This window comes from Rhizobacter sp. P5_A1, from assembly GCF_056400745.1.
In genome coordinates this window covers 39,973-55,309 of sequence record NZ_JBFUKR010000031.1, presented here as the reverse complement: position 1 = coordinate 55,309, position 15,337 = coordinate 39,973, and the positions used below count along the sequence as shown (strand labels likewise).

Below are 15,337 nucleotides of genomic sequence, written 5' to 3'. Positions count from 1 at the left end.
GCCTGGGCCGCCGCGTGGGCCTGGCTCGCGCGACCGCCGGTCGCCGCGGGGTTCGCGAGCGTGATGGTCGCGACGCTGGTCGGCGTCCTGTGGTGGGATCAGCCGCTGGACCCGACGCGCATGCCGCCGCCGGCCAGCGAAACGACCGCGGCGCCGAGCGGTGCAGCGCCGACGCCCGCTCCGACCGCGGCACCGCCGACCGACGCGGCGGCGGATCGCAAGGGCGCAGCGCAGGCCGAACTCGATGGCGCGCCCGAACCGCGGCGCGCGGCCCCGAAGCCAGCGGCGCCGCGCGTCGCGCCGGGGCGCGCAGCGGCGCCGGCACCGACGGTCCGGCAGGCTGAACCGCAACCCGAAGCGCCCGCGCCGTTCAGGGAGCAACGCGCTCCCGACGAAGCCGCACCGGCCGCGGCACCTGCACCTGCACGAGCGCCGGCGCCGCCACAAGCCGATGCGCAGCGACGGCGCGAGGCGGCACCCGCGTCGGACAACATGGCCACGACGGCACGCGACGAAGCGAGCGCGACCGCGTCTGGAGCGCTCGCTCGAGGCGCGGCGAAGGCGGCCGCGCCGCGCCGCGAAGACGCGCTCGCGCCGGCCCGCCCCGCGGCGCTGAGCGCGTTGCTGGCCTCGGTCGCCGCACAGCCCGAGCGCTGGACCTGGCAACGCGGTGGTGCGCTGCAGGCGATGACCCCCGCGCTGCAGCGCTGGCTCGTGCAGCTCGACCGCGCGACCGCCGTGCACTGGCGCAGCGCCGCCGAACCGGCGCCGGCCGACCCGGGCAGCGTGCTGCGCCTGTCACGCGACGACGCGGCGCCGGCCGCCATGCTGCGGCTCACCGACGACGCGGTCTGGTTCGCGCCGGCGTCGCGGGCCGAGCTGCCGCGCGCCGCGATCGACACGTTGAAACAGGCGCTCGACGAAGCCACCCGCTGACATGACGGCCCCAGGGCGCTCGCCTGAGACGCCCGCAGTCGACCCGCCCGGGCGCGACGTGCCCGACCGTTATCATGGTCGGTTTTGCGCGCCTTCCCGATGCCCGACTCTGCCGACACCGCCGCTGCGCCCCCGTCGTCGCTCGAAGCGACGATGATCCGCGTGCGCGGGGCGCGTACCCACAATCTGAAGAACATCGACCTCGACATCCCGCGCAACCAGCTCGTGGTGATCACCGGTCTGTCGGGCTCCGGCAAGAGCTCGCTCGCGTTCGACACGCTGTATGCCGAGGGCCAGCGCCGCTATGTCGAGAGCCTGTCGGCGTACGCGCGGCAGTTCCTGCAGCTGATGGACAAGCCCGATGTCGACGTGATCGAGGGCCTGTCGCCGGCGATCAGCATCGAGCAGAAGGCGACCTCGCACAACCCGCGCTCGACCGTCGGCACCGTCACCGAGATCCACGACTACCTGCGCCTGCTGTATGCGCGCGCCGGCACGCCGTTCTGTCCCGACCATGGCCTGCCGCTGCAGGCGCAGAGCGTGAGCCAGATGGTCGACGCGGCGCTCGCGCTGCCGCCGGAGACTCGCCTGATGATCCTCGCGCCCGTCGTGCGCGACCGCAAGGGCGAGTTCGGCGAGCTCTTCGCCGAGATGCAGTCGCAGGGCTATGTGCGCTTTCGAGTCGACGGCGCCGCGTACGAGGCGGCCGATGTGCCGAAGCTGAAGAAGGCCGAGAAGCACGACATCGACGTCGTGATCGATCGCGTGAAAGTGCAGCCCGGCCTGCAGCAGCGCCTGGCCGAGAGCTTCGAGGCCGCGCTGCGCATCGCCGACGGGCGCGCGATGGCGCTCGAGATGGATTCAGGCAAGGAGCACCTGTTCTCGAGCAAGTTCGCGTGCCCGGTGTGCAGCTATTCGCTCAGCGAACTAGAGCCGCGCCTGTTCTCGTTCAACTCGCCGGTCGGCGCCTGCCCGACCTGCGACGGCCTCGGCCACACGACGGTGTTCGACGCCGACCGCGTCGTCGCGTTTCCGTCGCTGAGCCTGGCCAGCGGCGCCGTGAAGGGCTGGGACCGGCGCAACGCCTACACGTTCTCGCTGCTCGAGAGCGTCGCGCGCCACTACGCGTTCGACATCGAGAGCGCGTTCGAGGAGCTGCCCGCCGGCGCGCAGAAGGTGCTGCTGCACGGCTCGGGCAGCACCGACATCGAGTTCGTCTACGCGGCCGAGAGCGAAGGCCGGGGCGGGCGCGGCAAGGCGCGCGTCGTCAAGCGCTCGCACCCGTTCGAGGGCATCCTGCCGAACCTGGAGCGGCGCTTCCGCGAGACCGATTCGGCGGCGGTGCGCGAAGACCTGATGCGCTACCAGAGCGCGAAGCCCTGCCCCGATTGCGACGGCACGCGGCTGCGGCGCGAAGCGCGCCACGTGTTCCTGGTCGACGCGAAGAGCGATGCGAAGGAGCCAATCTTCCGCGTCGAGCACTTCACCTTGCGCGAGTGCCTGGCCTACTTCGAATCGCTGACGCTGCAGGGCGCGAAGGCCGAGATTGCCGACAAGGTCGTGCGCGAGATCCGCTCGCGCCTGAAGTTCCTGAACGATGTCGGGCTGAACTACCTGAGCCTGGATCGCAACGCCGATTCGCTCTCGGGCGGCGAGTCGCAGCGCATCCGGCTCGCCTCGCAGATCGGCTCCGGGCTGACCGGCGTGATGTACGTGCTCGACGAGCCCAGCATCGGGCTGCACCAGCGCGACAACGAGCGCCTGATCGGCACCCTGCGCCACCTGCGCAACATCGGCAACAGCGTGCTCGTCGTCGAACACGACGAGGACGCGATCCTGGCCGCCGACCACGTGATCGACATGGGCCCGGGCGCCGGCGTGCACGGCGGGCGCGTGATGGCGCAGGGCACGGCGCAGCAGGTCGCCGCGAACCCCGACTCGCTGACCGGCCAGTACCTGTCCCGCGCGCTGCGCATCGCGGTGCCGGCCAGGCGCCACACGCTCGCCGACACGGCCGAGCCGCAGACACTGCGCATCGAGGGCGCACGCGGCAACAACCTGAAGAACGTCAGCGTCGGGATCCCGGTCGGCCTGCTGACCTGCGTGACCGGCGTCTCGGGTTCGGGCAAGAGCACGCTGGTCAACGACACGCTGTACGCGACGGTCGCGCGCAAGCTGTACAACAGCCACGCCGAGGCGGAGCCGGTCGATTCGATCGAAGGCCTGGACACCTTCGACAAGGTCATCAACGTCGACCAGAGCCCGATCGGCCGCACGCCGCGCAGCAACCCGGCGACCTACACCGGCATGTTCACGCCGATCCGCGAACTCTTCGCCGAGATGAACACCGCGAAGGAACGCGGCTACGGCCCGGGGCGCTTCAGCTTCAACGTCGCCGGCGGGCGCTGCGAGGCCTGCCAGGGCGACGGCGTGCTGAAGGTCGAGATGCACTTCCTGCCCGACGTGTACGTGCCCTGCGACGTCTGCCACGGCAAGCGCTACAACCGCGAGACGCTCGAGGTGCTCTACAAGGGCAAGAACATCACCGACGTGCTGAACCTGACCGTCGAGGACGCGCACGCGTACTTCAACGCGGTGCCGAACATCGCGCGCAAGCTGCAGACGCTGCTCGATGTCGGCCTGGGCTACATCCGCCTCGGCCAGAGCGCGACGACGCTCTCGGGCGGCGAGGCGCAGCGCGTCAAGCTCGCACTCGAGCTGAGCAAGCGCGACACCGGGCGCACGCTGTACATCCTCGACGAGCCGACCACCGGCCTGCACTTCGCCGACATCGACCTGCTGCTGCGCGTGCTGCACCAGCTGCGCGACGCCGGCAACACGATCGTCGTGATCGAGCACAACCTCGACGTCATCAAGACCGCCGACTGGATCATCGACATGGGCCCCGAAGGCGGCGCCGGCGGCGGCACGGTGCTGGTCGCCGGCACGCCGGAGGACGTGGCGGCGCACCCGGACAGCTTCACCGGGCGCTACCTGAAACCGCTGCTCGGCGCCTGAGCGAGACGACTCAGGACGGCCCGGCGCGCCATGCGCGTGCGGCCTCCTGCACCATGCTCTGCACGTTGCGCGTCTCGGCGTACACCTTGCGCAGGTGCGTCGCATGGTTGCCGGCGCGCGCGGCGCAGCGCTCGATCTCCTCGAGCGCCGGCAGGCTTTGCAGCACCGCGCCATGCGGCTCGACATGGCGCAGCGTCGCGAGGATGTCCTCGCGGATCGTGCGGCTCTCGCGCGTGCGCGGATCGACCATCGTGCCGTCGAGGCCGAAGCGGCAGGCCTGGAAGCGGTTGAAGGTGTAGACGAGGTAGTCGTCTTCCTGCGGCGGCGGCTCGACTCGCTCGAGCAGGCGCCGGCAGATCGCCTGCAGATAGCACGCGAGCGCGGCGGCGCGCTCGACCGTCAGCGGCGTGTCGCAGACGCGCAGCTCGATCGTGCCGTACTCGGGCTTGGGGCGGATGTCCCAGTAGAAGTCCTTCATCGACTGGACGACGCCGGTCGCTTCCATCTTCGTGAAGTAGCCGTGCGCGAAGTCGTCCCAGCGCAGCGTGAACGGGGCGCGGCCGCTGAGCGGGAACGCGAACACCGAGTTCAGGCGCGCCGAATCGAACAGCGTGTCGACGCCCTGGAAGAACGGCGACGAGGCCGACAGCGCGATGAAGTGCGGCACGTAGCGCGACAGCGAGTGCAGCAGGAACAGCGCGTCGTCGCCCGATGCGCAACCCACATGCACATGCTGGCCGAACACCGTGAACTGCTTTGCGAGGTAGCCGTAGAGCTGCGAGATCTGCTGGAAGCGCGGCTTCGAGAACACGCGCTGCTCCGACCAGCGCTGAAACGGGTGCGTGCCGCCGCCGGCGATGTCGATGTTCAGCCGGTCGCAGGCCGCGGTCAGCGTGTCGCGCATGCCGCGCAGCTCGGCGAGCAGCGGCGCATGCAGCGTCTGGATGCCGGTCGCGATCTCGATCATGCTCTGCGTCATCTCGGGCGTGACCGTGCCCGGGAAGGGCTTGCGCGAAAGCAGCTCCAGCAGGTCGTTGGAGCTCGAGGTCAGGTCGAAGTCGACGGTGTTGACGAGCTGCAGCTCGAGCTCGACGCCGAGCGTCAGGGCCTGCGATGTTCCGAATGGTCCCAGGGGCATGTCAGCGACTCCTCCAGGCTGCGCAGACCTTCTGACCTCGGAGCGGCAAAGGCGAGAGCGGCCACAGTGGTCTACCGCCGGAACGCCGCCGTGGGTGGCCTTCGCGGCAGGCGCTCACGAATAGCCGCAATGGGCCGAGAGCAGACCCCTGTCGCAGACGACGACTCATTTCAACCTTCCTCCGGATGCGCTTCGCGCGCCAGCATCAGCGCGCGCTGCGTGACAAGCGGGCCCAGCACGCCGAGCACGACGAGCAGGCCGCCGATCGCGGGCAGACTGTCGCGCGCAAGATCGAAGCCGTAGAGGCGGCTTTCCTCGAGCAAGAGCAGCGCGAACGCCGACATCGGCATCAGCGTCAGGCCGGTCAGCACGCCCTTGCGCAAGGTCGTGCCGCTGGCGCGCGCGACGCCGACGTTGATCAGCATGTGCACGGCACTGCGCGTGCCGAGCACGGCGGCGCCGAGGACCAGCCCCGCGACCAGCCCGCTCCACGACAGCAGGCTGCCGACGAAGACGAACAGGAACACCGCGAGCACCTCGCCGAGCGCGCCGAAGTTGCGTTGCGCATGGCTCAGCATCACGCGGCGCTCGCGCGCGACGACACCGAATGCGAGCGCCGCGAGCAGCGGCGAGAGATGCAGGCTTTGCGCCGCGCCGCTCAACAGCAGCACGAGCAGCGCGAAGGTCACGGTGGTGCTCCGGCTGCTCGTCGCGAGGCGGTTCAGCAGCGGCGCGACGAAGCCGAAGATCGCGCCGGCGACCAGCGACAGGCAGATCACGTAGACGCTGTTGAACGCCGCCTTGCCGAGCTCGCCGCTGGTCTCCAGATGCCAGTAGCCGACGACGAGCTTCAGCAGCAGCACCGCGACGAGGCAGTTCAGCGCGCACAGGTGCAGCAGCCGCTCGGTGACCTGGCCGGCACTGCGCAGCTCGTGCGTGACGCGCATGATCTCGGCCGGCGAGCTCGCGACGCACAGCGCCGCGAGCACGAGGCGGTGGTCGATCGGCACGTCGAACAGGCCGGCGACCCAGAACACCGCACCGAAGGTCAGCAGCGCCTGCGCGATCGCAGCACCCAGCACCCACGGGTTGTGGCGAAACCAGCGCGGGTTGATGCGGTAGCCGAGCTCGAACAGCGTGAGCGCGAGGGCGACGTTCGCCAGGAAGCCCTGCGCCACCTGCGACGCGACGTTCTGCGACAGGCCGGCACCGCCGAGCACCAGGCCGACCACGCCGTAGGCGCACACGCGCGGCACGTTCCAGTGGCGGAAGGCCCATTCGCCGGCAAGCCACGCGGCAAGCAGCATCAGCGGCCAGGCGACCAGCGGGCCGAGCAGATCGATGTTCATGCGCAGAGTCGCTCGTTGTTGTTCTGGGCGCGCAGCCTACCCCGCCCCGGCGACCGCGATGCATCTCAATTTTGCAGAAGGGGCTATTGCAGTGCTTTGCGAAGCAACTCATTACATGTGCGATTGCATTTGCGGCAATATACTTTGCGCAAATGAAATCGAATGTGACGCCCCGGCCCGCGCGGCGACGCCGCGCGCCGGTCGGGCTCGACGTGCTGCAGCAGCTGCGCGTCGTCGTGCGGCTGGCCGGCAATCACTCGGCGAAGATCGAGCGCAACACCGGTATCCCCAGCGCGCGCCTGTGGGCGCTGCACGAGGTCGCGCAAGCCGATGGGCTGAGCGTCGGCGAACTCGCGCAGCGCTTGCGCGTGCATCAGACGACGGTCAGCAATCTGCTGAGCCGGCTCGAGGCGGCGGGGCTGGTGCGCAAGGGCCGCTCGCCGAGCGACCAGCGCGTCGTGCACATCCACCTGACCGCCGCCGGGCGCCGGGCGCTGAAGAGCGCCGCCGCGCCGGCACGCGGCTTGCTGCCGAACGTGCTCGACGGCATGAGCGCTGCGCAGCTGCGCAAGGTCCACGACGGCCTCGCGGTGCTGGTCGACTGCATGGGCGGCTTCGATCCGGCACTGGCCGCGAGGCCGCTTCCCTTCACCGAATGAGCGGGTCGCCCGGCTCGTTCGCCACTTCGCCACTCCAGGAGTTTTCCGATGATCAACAAGTCTCTCTCGATCGCCATCCTCGCCGCGGCCGCGCTCGCCGCCTGCAGCAGCACACCGCTGGACACGCCGAAGGCGCCGGTCTCGACCGCGTCGTCGGTGCCCGCGACGCCGCCGTCGACCGGCACCGCGCAGAGCACGGTCGCGACCGTCACGCTCGACCCGCTCGACGACCCGAAGAGCGAGCTCGCAGCGCGCAGCGTCTACTTCGGCTACGACGACTTCGTGATCGACGCGAAGTACCAGCCGCTGGTGCAGGCGCATGGCCGCTACCTGCAGGCGCATCCGCTGCTGCAGATTCGCGTCGAGGGCAACACCGACGAGCGCGGCTCGCGCGAGTACAACCTCGCGCTCGGCGACAAGCGCGCACAGATCGTCGCGAAGCAGCTCGTCGTGATGGGCGCGAAGCCGGCGCAGATCGAGGCCGTCAGCTACGGCGAGGAGCGCCCGAAGGCCGAGGGTCACGACGAGGCCGCGTGGGCCGAGAACCGCCGCGCCGACATCCGCTACCTGAAGCGCTGACCCTCGCCTTCGACGCGGCCGGAGGCGGATCGCTAGACTGAGCGCTTCGTTTCCGGAGATCGCATGAGTCTCGTCGTCGACTACTACTTCGCCCCGAATTCGCCCTGGACCTACCTCGGCCACGCGCGCCTCGCGCAGATCGCGAAGGCCGCCGGCGCGCGCGTCAACGTGCTGCCGGTCGATCTCGGGGGCAAGGTGTTCCCGGTCTCGGGCGGGTTGCCGCTGGCCAGGCGTGCGCCGCAGCGCCAGGCCTATCGACTGGTCGAGCTGCGGCGCTTCGCCGAGCACCTCGGCGTGGCGCTGAATCTGCAGCCGAAGTTCTTCCCGGTTGCATGCGACGACGCCGCACGGCTGATCATCGCCGTCGACCTGCATGACGGCAGCGATGCCGCGATGGCGCTGACCGGTGCCGTGCTGCGCGCGGTCTGGGCCGAGGAGCGCAACATCGCCGACGCCGGCACGCTCGCCGCGATCCTCGCCGAACAGTCGCTGCCGGCGCAGCGGCTCGACGCGTCGCACGCTGCGGCCGTGCAGGCGCGCTACGAGACCGACTCGCAGCGCGCGATCGACGCCGGCGTGTTCGGCGCACCGAGCTACGTCGTCGACGGCGAGCTGTTCTGGGGCCAGGACCGGCTCGATTTTCTGCAGCGCCGGCTGGCGCGCGGCTGAACCCGCACACGCGAACGCCAGACGTGAAAAAGCCGGTGCAAGCACCGGCTTTTCGTTCTGCCAGAGCGCCCGAGAGCGCGCCGACGCTCAGCTCAGATGAGCGTTGATCAGCTTGGTCATCTCGAACATCGAGACTTGCGCCTTCTTGAAGATTTCCTTCAGCTTGGCGTCGGCGTTGATCATCGTCTTCTTCGCTGCGTCCTGCAGCTTGTTGGCCTTGATGTACTCCCAGACCTTCTTCGTCACCTCGGTGCGCGGCACCGGCTTGGAGCCGATGATCGCAGCGAGTGCCGGGCTCGGGGTCATCGCCTTCATGAAGGCGGCGTTGGGAGTGCGCTTCTTGGCCGGAGCGGCCTTCTTCGCCGGCGCCGCCTTCTTGGCAGCGACCTTCTTCGCCGGAGCGGCCTTCTTGGCAGGTGCCGCTTTTTTCGCTGCCGGTGCAGCCTTCTTTGCCGGTGCCGCCTTTTTCGCGGGCGCCTTCTTCGCAGTTGCCATGTTGATTCTCTCCATCAAGAGTTGTTGATGTGCCCGGGATGGGCGAGAGCCGCGTGGACTCTCATTTCTCCATAGCACCGTGCGGAGCGAATGGTAATGCCTGCAAAGGGTGTAGAGAAAGAGTTTTCACGGGAGAAACACGCATTTCTTCGAGGTGGGAAGCGCTTTGTCGTGGCGAGGCGTCACTGGGCATGCGCCCATTCGATCGCCGGCTCACGCGATGTCGTTCGACTGCGGCGCGCGTTTGCGGCCGGTCAACATGCTTGCGACGAGGTTCTCGCGGTGCCGAACGCTGGCGTAGATCACGCCCGCGATGTGCGCGACGACGAGCCCGAGCAGCGCCCACGCGAGCGCGCGGTGGATCCGCTCGACGGTCTCGTCGCCCCAGAACGCATCGGTCGTGTAGAGCCAGCCGGTCAGCGCGAGCGCGGCGACGCACAACATCAGCGCGACGACCATCCAGCCGCCGAGCGGGTTGTGGCCGAGGAAGCGCGGCTCGCGGCGATGCGCCGCCGCGAGCGCATAGCGCAGCGTTGCGCACGGCCCGCGAACGAACTGACGCAGGCGCGCATAGCGCCCGCCGAACACGCCCCACACGCTGCGCAGCACGACGACCGCGAGCACCACGTAGCCGGCCGGCTGGTGCGCGCCGAACAGCACGACGGTGCTCAGCGCCGCGAGCGCGACCGACGCGACGAGCGCCCAGTGCAGCCCGCGCACCGCGCGATCCCAGACGCGCAGTGTCGGCAGCGATGCGCGCTCGCGCGTCGTCGGCGTCACGGGAGGATCACTTCGGCGCGGTCACGAGCTCGAAGGTCTTCGGGTGGAAGAACAGCTCGACGTTGCGGCCGGTCTCGTTTTTGCCGTAGACCTCGTAGCAGCCGTTCGTGATCTTCACGCGGCTGATCTTCCAGCCCTGGTTCGTCAGCTTGCGTTCGAGTTCGGCCTGCGGCTTCCATTCTTCCTTCGGGATCGGCTCGCACTTCTCGGCGTGCTGCGCGTACGCGCTGCCGGCGGCGGCCAGGCTCAGGAAGGCGGCGGCGATCAGGAGGGTCGGTTTCATGTTTCGTCCTTTCGGGGTGGTGGGTGATGGAAAAGCGATGCGGGACCTAGACATCGGCCCACATGCGCAGCAGGTTGTGGTACGTGCCGGTCAGACCGATCACGGCCGGATCGGTTTCGCCGACGCGCGTGCGCAAGCGCATCAGGTGCGTGTCCATCTCGAACAGCAGCCGGCGCGCCTCGTCGCTGCGCACCATGCTCTCGAGCCAGAAGAAGCTCGCCAGGCGCGCCCCACGCGTCACCGGCTCGACGCGGTGCACGCTGGTGCCGGGGTACAGCACCATGTCGCCGGCCGGCAGCTTGATGCGCGGCGCGCCGTAGGTGTCCGCGATCGTCAGCTCGCCGCCGTCGTATTCGTCGGGGTCGGCGAGGAACAGCGTGCAGCTGACATCGGTGCGCACGCGCTCGCCCTGCCTGCCGGGGATGAAGCGCACCGCGTTGTCGACATGGCTGCCGAACGCGTTCGCGCGGCCGCTGTAGCGGTTGAACAGCGGCGGGAACACGCGCTTGGGCAGCGCCGCCGAGAAGAACACCGCGTGCCGGTTCAGGCCGCCGAGCACGAGGCGCTGCAGCGCCTGCGTGTCGGCGCCGTCCTGCGGCAGCTGCTCGTTGTTCTTCGCCTGCGCCGACTGCACGCCGGCCGTGACGCGGCCGTCGCCCCAGGTCGCGCGCGCCAGGATCGCGCGCGCCTCGCGCAACTCGTCGGCGTTCAGGACTTCCTTGACGTGCAGCAGCATGCGGTCTTGCCTTCAGGCCTCGGAAGCTAAAAGCGCGCGGTCATCGTGAGCTGGACCGAGCGCCCAGCGCCCGGGATGTAGTGGCCGGTGTACAGCGCATCGGCATACAGCCTGTCGGTCAGGTTCGCGACGTTGAGCTTGAACGCGACCGCCTCGTTCAGCGTGTACTCGGCCAGCAGATCGCCGGTCACGAAGCTCGGCGCGACGATGCCGGCCGGGTTGCGGTTCGGCGTTTGCGCGCTGCGCGCGTTCAGGCCGGCGCCCAGACGCAGGCTCTGCGTGAACTGGTAGGTCATCCAGATCGTGCCGCTGTGGCGCGGCGTCAGGGCCGAGCGCGTGCCTTCGCCTTCGCCGACACCGGGAGTCGACCCCGGCGCACCGGCGTCGATGCGGGCCACCGGCGTCCACGCGTACGAGCCGAACACCTCCCAGCCAGGCAGGATGCGGCCGGCGAGGTCGAACTCCAGCCCCGCCGCGTGGCGCTTGCCGGACAGCACGGCCTGCGTCGCGGCACTGTCGGGGTCGCGGTTGCGCTCGTTCTTCTTGACGCTGTAGAAAGCGGCGGCGCGCGTGCTCAGCCTGCCATCGAACCAGTCGAGCTTCGCACCGAGCTCGTAGTTCTCGCTGCTCTCGGGCGGCGTGTTGCTGGTCTGGCTGTCGTACTGGTAGGTGTCGCCCGAGGTGTTGAACGAGGTGCCGTACGAGAAGTGGAACGACGCCGTGTCGCTCGGCTGGTACAGCACGCCGGCTCGCTTGCTCCAGAGATGGTCGGAGCGGCCGTAGGCCGGCGCAATCTCCGCGCCGATCACCGGGGTGGTCGCGGACACCGCGGTCGCGTAGCGGTGGTAGTCGCCCTTGAAGTAGTCCCAGCGCAGGCCGCCGAGAATCTTCCAGGCCGGCGCGACCTGCACCAGATCCTGAAAGTACACGCCGAGCGCCTTCGCGTCGAACGCACGGTCCAGGCGCCTGATGCGCAGCGACTCGTCGACCGCGCCGGTTCCGTCATCGGGCGTGCCGACCGTCGTGAACGGGTCGTTCTTGTTGAGCGTCACGCCGGTCGGCAAGGCCGCGACGTTGTCGTTGTGGAAGACCTCGTGGGCCAGATCGACGCCGGTCAGCACCTCGTGCTTGACGCCGAACCAGCCGAACCGGTTGCTGTAGTCGCTTTGGGCGTAGGTCGTCGTCATGTCCTGCACCTTGTTGTTGGTGCCGCGCCGGAGCTGGGTCGCGTCGCTGATGTTGTTCTCGCCGATGTCGGTCGCGACGAAGCGGATCGTGCTGGCGCGCTGGTCGCGGTCGTAGCGGCCCTGGCGGATCGCGCTCTTCAGTTCGCCGCCATCGGCGAAGCGGTGCGTCCAGCCGGCGGTCGCGAGCGCTGCGCCGCCGGCATTGTGGTCGCTGGCCGCACCGTAGTAGTTCGTCGGCTCCAGGCCCTTGATGATGCTCGCCGGGTTGCTCGCCGAGAGCGGCTGCGAGCCGTCGCGCCGCAGCCACGGCAGCCCGTAGTTGATGCCGTTGTCGTTGCGCAGGTAGTAGCCCGACACATGGAACTCGTCGGCGCTGCCGATGCCCCAGCGGAAGGTCGCCGCCAGACCCTGCTTGTCGAGCTTGTCGTTGCCGCCGTGGCCGCTCGCGTTCGTGTTCATCACGTTGATGCGCGCCGCCGAGGTGTCGCTCAGCTTGATGTTGAAGTCGCCGGTGAAGCGCATGAAGCTGCCGCTGCCGAGCGTGAAGTCGACCTGGCTCGCGTTCGACAGGAAGGCCTGCTTGCTGACCTGGTTGACGACGCCGCCGGTCGATCCGCGCCCGAACAACATCGAGGCCGAACCGCGCAGCAGCTCGATGCGGTCGAAGCTGAAGGTGTCGCGCTCGTAGAAGGCCGGGTCGCGCAGGCTGTCGACGTAGATGTCGCCGCTGGCGGCGAGCGAGAAGCCGCGCAGGCGGATGTCTTCCTCGCCGCCCTCGGCCGCCAGGAAGGTCACGCCGGCGGTCTGGTGCAGCGCTTCCTTCAGCGTGTCGATGCGGCGGTCTTCGATCAGCTTCTCGGTGACCACCGTGACCGACTGCGGGATGTCGCGCAGATCCTGCGTGCCCTTGCCGATCGTCGAGGTGGTCGCGCGAACCGAGTTCGCATCGGTCTCGACCTTGGCCTTGACCGCGATCGGCGCCAGCGTCGTTTCGGCCTTCGGCGCGGAGGCCGCAGGCGTCGGCGCCGGCGCGGTCTGCGCGAACGCGGCACCGCCGAGCATGCCGAACCCGGCGGCGAGCGCGCCGAGCGGCAGCAGGCGCGGCGGCGCAGGGGTTGGCAGCTCGATCAGGCCTGCGGCGCGCATGGCCTTCTTTCTGGGTGAACGCGTGGTTTTCGGTCGGTGCAGCACGGTGCTTTCCTTGGATGAAGGGTTGAAGGCACGGGCTGGCGGCGGCGGGCTGGTGCGGGTCAGTGAGTGAATGGCGAGCTGGCTATTTGGTCAGGATCAGTTTTCCGAGCGCGGTCTGCTTCAGGCGGTACAGCGTGCCGTGGTGATCGATCTGGATCTCGAGCGCGGTGCCGAACAGCTGGGTGCTGCTGACGCGGACCGTCGGCGTGGCGCCGGTTCGGGCCGGCAGCGGCGCGGCCCTGCCGTCGGTCGACTGCGGCGCGAACGAGGGCGGCACACCGCGGTCGGTCGTCATTTCGATGCGTCGGGTTCGCTGATGAAGCCGACCTTCGTCAACCCGGCCTTCGATGCATCGGCGAGCGTCTGCGCGACGAAGCGATACGCCACGGCCTGGTCGGCACGCAGGTGCACTTCCGGCTGCGGCGCCTTCTTGCCCTCGAGCTCGAAGCGCTGGCCGGCCTCGGCGCGCGTCACCGGTTCGCCATTCCAGAACAGCGCACCGGTCGCGTCGATCGAGAACTCGACCTTCTCGGGCCGCAGGTCGTTGACCTGCGAGCTCGCCTTCGGCAGCTCGAGCTTGACGGCCTGCGTCAGCAGCGGCGCGGTGATGATGAAGATCACGAGCAGCACCAGCATCACGTCGATCAACGGCACCATGTTGATCTCGGACATCGGCGCGCCGGCGCTCCTGGAGTCGAAACTGGCGAAGGCCATCGCGTCGCTCCTTAGGCCGCGACCGGGCGGCTGCCCGCCATCGGCCGAACGTTCGCCGGCGCCGGCTCGGCGGCCGCGCCGTGGCCGAGCGCCTGGCCCATCGAGACGAAGGTGTGCAGCTCGTACGCGAACGCGTCGAGCCTGGCCGCCAGCACGCGGTTCGCGCGCGTCAGCCAGTTGTAGCCCATCACCGCGGGGATCGCGACCGCGAGGCCAAGGCCGGTCATGATCAGCGCCTCGCCGACCGGGCCTGCGACCTTGTCGAGCGTGCCGGCCCCGCTCATGCCGATCGCCACCAGCGCGTGGTAGACCCCCCAGACCGTGCCGAACAGGCCGACGAACGGCGCGGTCGCACCGACCGTTGCGAGCATCGCGAGGCCGTTCTCGAGCCGCGTGGTTTCCTCGTCGAGCACCTTCTTGATCGTGCGCGTGACGAAGTCGCTCGCCGAACCGGCCTCTTCGAGCTTGGCCGCGCCGTACTTCGCGTGGTGCGCCTGCGCCTGCATCGCGTGCGCGGTCAGGTGCGAGAACGGGTCGCGCACGCCATGCGTCGCGATCTCGCCGGCGACCGCATCGAGCGAGGTCGCGTTCCAGAAGAAGTTCAGGAAGCTCGCGCTGCGGCCGCTTCGCGCCAGCAGCGAGGCGCCCTTGATCGCGATGATGGCCCATGACGCGATCGACATCAGCACCAGGATCGCGAGCAGCGTCCTGCCGACGATGTCGGCCTGGGCGACGAAGTGGCCGAATCCGGGGCCCGCGGTTGCGGCGTTCATTTCAGGGGTCATCTCTACCTCTCCAAACCAAAATCGATCGGTACGTGGGTCCAGCCGGAGACCGGCTGGCCGTTCTCGGTGGGCGGCCGGAAGCGGAACTTCAGCACCGCCGCGAGGGCCGCCGCGTCGAGGCGCTCGAAGCCCGACGACTTGCCGACCTGCACCTGGCGCGGCGCGCCGGCCTCGTCGATGAACACGCGCACCACCACGCGCCCGGCCTCGAGGTTGCGACGCGACAGGCGCGGGTACTCCGGCGCGGGCGTGTCCAGGTACTGCACCGCCGAGGCCGGCAGGACCTTCGGTGGCGCTGGCGGCGCGGGCGATGCCGGCACGGCGGCCATCACCGGCGGCGCGGGCGGCGACGGGGCGATGACGACCGGCTCCGGTGGCGGTGCCGGCACCGTGAACGGGCTGGGCGCCGGACTCGGCGCCGCGGCGATCACCGGCACCGGCGGCGGCGCCTTCTTTGGAATCGGTTGCGGCGGCTGCGGCGGTGGCGGCACCGGCGGTGCCTGGGGTGCCGGTGGCGCAATCAGGTCGACGAACATCGGCGCCGCTTCGCGCACCGCCTCGCGCACCGCGCCGATCTGCATCAGGCCCCAGGCGCCCGCAGCATGCGCGGCGACGATGGCCGCGACCATCAGGCGCTGCTGCGCTGGCGTCAGTGCATCGCTGCCGGTGCCGCGCGGCAGCGGCGGCAAGCGCGCGACGGCCGGGCTCGGCGCGGACGCGGCGCTCGCGGCCATCGGGTTGTCGAAGGGCAGGGTCGGGACATTCATCGAGGGGTCGCCAGCCGCAGAAGCGACATCGCTCGCTGACGAGCATTAAAT

Annotated in this window: 15 protein-coding genes and 1 pseudogene; 5 read left to right on the top strand and 11 right to left on the bottom strand. The window is 69.6% G+C overall.

The genetic code is table 11. The features are described from left to right. Positions 1–936 (top strand): annotated as a pseudogene (locus AC1DTW_RS24130) (hypothetical protein); the annotation flags it as partial. A gap of 99 nt (positions 937–1,035) precedes the next feature. Continuing rightward, positions 1,036–3,954, top strand: a complete 2,919-nt coding sequence (gene uvrA / locus AC1DTW_RS24125; RefSeq protein WP_477983942.1) for an excinuclease ABC subunit UvrA — start codon at positions 1,036–1,038, stop codon at positions 3,952–3,954. Positions 3,955–3,964: 10 nt separating this feature from the next. On the opposite strand, the gene AC1DTW_RS24120 is transcribed toward uvrA, so the two are convergent. Further along, the gene (locus tag AC1DTW_RS24120; protein ID WP_477983941.1) at positions 3,965–5,092 is read right to left on the bottom strand and encodes a YbdK family carboxylate-amine ligase; all 1,128 of its coding nucleotides are present in this window, start codon (positions 5,090–5,092) and stop codon (positions 3,965–3,967) included. Between the two features lie 170 nt (positions 5,093–5,262). Further along, positions 5,263–6,441: a cation:proton antiporter gene (locus AC1DTW_RS24115; protein WP_477983940.1), complete on the bottom strand. Its 1,179-nt coding sequence runs from the start codon at positions 6,439–6,441 to the stop codon at positions 5,263–5,265. A gap of 152 nt (positions 6,442–6,593) precedes the next feature. Between AC1DTW_RS24115 and AC1DTW_RS24110 the strand changes: the two genes are divergently transcribed. The 3 genes from AC1DTW_RS24110 (at position 6,594) to AC1DTW_RS24100 (ending at position 8,348) form a co-directional block, all read left to right on the top strand. Further along, positions 6,594–7,100: a MarR family winged helix-turn-helix transcriptional regulator gene (locus tag AC1DTW_RS24110; protein ID WP_477983939.1), complete on the top strand. Its 507-nt coding sequence runs from the start codon at positions 6,594–6,596 to the stop codon at positions 7,098–7,100. Positions 7,101–7,148: 48 nt separating this feature from the next. Continuing rightward, entirely contained in the window at positions 7,149–7,679 is a 531-nt protein-coding gene (pal, locus tag AC1DTW_RS24105) for a peptidoglycan-associated lipoprotein Pal (protein WP_477983938.1), read from the top strand. A gap of 63 nt (positions 7,680–7,742) precedes the next feature. Then, positions 7,743–8,348 (top strand): 2-hydroxychromene-2-carboxylate isomerase, encoded by a 606-nt coding sequence (locus AC1DTW_RS24100; RefSeq protein WP_477983937.1) that lies wholly within the window; start codon positions 7,743–7,745, stop codon positions 8,346–8,348. Between the two features lie 87 nt (positions 8,349–8,435). Here AC1DTW_RS24100 and AC1DTW_RS24095 read toward each other — a convergent pair whose 3' ends face one another. From AC1DTW_RS24095 to AC1DTW_RS24055, 9 genes are all read right to left on the bottom strand, one after another. Then, positions 8,436–8,843, bottom strand: coding sequence for an SWIB/MDM2 domain-containing protein (locus tag AC1DTW_RS24095; RefSeq protein ID WP_477983936.1), 408 nt, complete (start codon positions 8,841–8,843; stop codon positions 8,436–8,438). 213 nt (positions 8,844–9,056) lie between these two features. Beyond that, positions 9,057–9,623: a cytochrome b/b6 domain-containing protein gene (locus tag AC1DTW_RS24090; protein ID WP_477983935.1), complete on the bottom strand. Its 567-nt coding sequence runs from the start codon at positions 9,621–9,623 to the stop codon at positions 9,057–9,059. Between the two features lie 7 nt (positions 9,624–9,630). Continuing rightward, complete coding sequence (locus AC1DTW_RS24085; protein ID WP_477983934.1) at positions 9,631–9,906, bottom strand: PepSY domain-containing protein; 276 nt, start codon at positions 9,904–9,906, stop codon at positions 9,631–9,633. A 46-nt stretch (positions 9,907–9,952) separates the two neighbouring features. Beyond that, positions 9,953–10,642 carry a Fe2+-dependent dioxygenase gene (locus AC1DTW_RS24080; RefSeq protein ID WP_477983933.1) on the bottom strand — a complete coding sequence of 230 codons (690 nt, stop codon included), beginning with the start codon at positions 10,640–10,642 and terminating at the stop codon, positions 9,953–9,955. 26 nt (positions 10,643–10,668) lie between these two features. After that, positions 10,669–12,975: a TonB-dependent receptor gene (locus AC1DTW_RS24075; protein ID WP_477983932.1), complete on the bottom strand. Its 2,307-nt coding sequence runs from the start codon at positions 12,973–12,975 to the stop codon at positions 10,669–10,671. 127 nt (positions 12,976–13,102) lie between these two features. Then, positions 13,103–13,315 (bottom strand): hemin uptake protein HemP, encoded by a 213-nt coding sequence (gene hemP, locus AC1DTW_RS24070; protein ID WP_477983931.1) that lies wholly within the window; start codon positions 13,313–13,315, stop codon positions 13,103–13,105. After that, complete coding sequence (locus tag AC1DTW_RS24065; protein ID WP_477983930.1) at positions 13,312–13,734, bottom strand: ExbD/TolR family protein; 423 nt, start codon at positions 13,732–13,734, stop codon at positions 13,312–13,314. Before AC1DTW_RS24065 ends, hemP begins: the two co-directional genes overlap by 4 nt. Positions 13,735–13,745: 11 nt before the next feature. Further along, entirely contained in the window at positions 13,746–14,507 is a 762-nt protein-coding gene (locus AC1DTW_RS24060; RefSeq protein ID WP_477983929.1) for a MotA/TolQ/ExbB proton channel family protein, read from the bottom strand. A 14-nt stretch (positions 14,508–14,521) separates the two neighbouring features. After that, positions 14,522–15,286: an energy transducer TonB gene (locus AC1DTW_RS24055; RefSeq protein WP_477983928.1), complete on the bottom strand. Its 765-nt coding sequence runs from the start codon at positions 15,284–15,286 to the stop codon at positions 14,522–14,524. Between the last annotated feature and the right edge of the window lie 51 nt (positions 15,287–15,337).

Excerpts from the sequence above, each read along its gene's own strand:
- uvrA (WP_477983942.1), top strand. The coding sequence starts at position 1,036 with ATGCCCGACTCTGCCGACACCGCCGCTGCGCCCCCGTCGTCGCTCGAA.
- AC1DTW_RS24120 (WP_477983941.1), bottom strand. The coding sequence starts at position 5,092 with ATGCCCCTGGGACCATTCGGAACATCGCAGGCCCTGACGCTCGGCGTC.
- AC1DTW_RS24115 (WP_477983940.1), bottom strand. The coding sequence starts at position 6,441 with ATGAACATCGATCTGCTCGGCCCGCTGGTCGCCTGGCCGCTGATGCTG.
- AC1DTW_RS24110 (WP_477983939.1), top strand. The coding sequence starts at position 6,594 with ATGAAATCGAATGTGACGCCCCGGCCCGCGCGGCGACGCCGCGCGCCG.
- pal (WP_477983938.1), top strand. The coding sequence starts at position 7,149 with ATGATCAACAAGTCTCTCTCGATCGCCATCCTCGCCGCGGCCGCGCTC.
- AC1DTW_RS24100 (WP_477983937.1), top strand. The coding sequence starts at position 7,743 with ATGAGTCTCGTCGTCGACTACTACTTCGCCCCGAATTCGCCCTGGACC.
- AC1DTW_RS24095 (WP_477983936.1), bottom strand. The coding sequence starts at position 8,843 with ATGGCAACTGCGAAGAAGGCGCCCGCGAAAAAGGCGGCACCGGCAAAG.
- AC1DTW_RS24085 (WP_477983934.1), bottom strand. The coding sequence starts at position 9,906 with ATGAAACCGACCCTCCTGATCGCCGCCGCCTTCCTGAGCCTGGCCGCC.
- AC1DTW_RS24080 (WP_477983933.1), bottom strand. The coding sequence starts at position 10,642 with ATGCTGCTGCACGTCAAGGAAGTCCTGAACGCCGACGAGTTGCGCGAG.
- AC1DTW_RS24075 (WP_477983932.1), bottom strand. The coding sequence starts at position 12,975 with ATGCGCGCCGCAGGCCTGATCGAGCTGCCAACCCCTGCGCCGCCGCGC.
- hemP (WP_477983931.1), bottom strand. The coding sequence starts at position 13,315 with ATGACGACCGACCGCGGTGTGCCGCCCTCGTTCGCGCCGCAGTCGACC.
- AC1DTW_RS24065 (WP_477983930.1), bottom strand. The coding sequence starts at position 13,734 with ATGGCCTTCGCCAGTTTCGACTCCAGGAGCGCCGGCGCGCCGATGTCC.
- AC1DTW_RS24060 (WP_477983929.1), bottom strand. The coding sequence starts at position 14,507 with ATGAACGCCGCAACCGCGGGCCCCGGATTCGGCCACTTCGTCGCCCAG.
- AC1DTW_RS24055 (WP_477983928.1), bottom strand. The coding sequence starts at position 15,286 with ATGAATGTCCCGACCCTGCCCTTCGACAACCCGATGGCCGCGAGCGCC.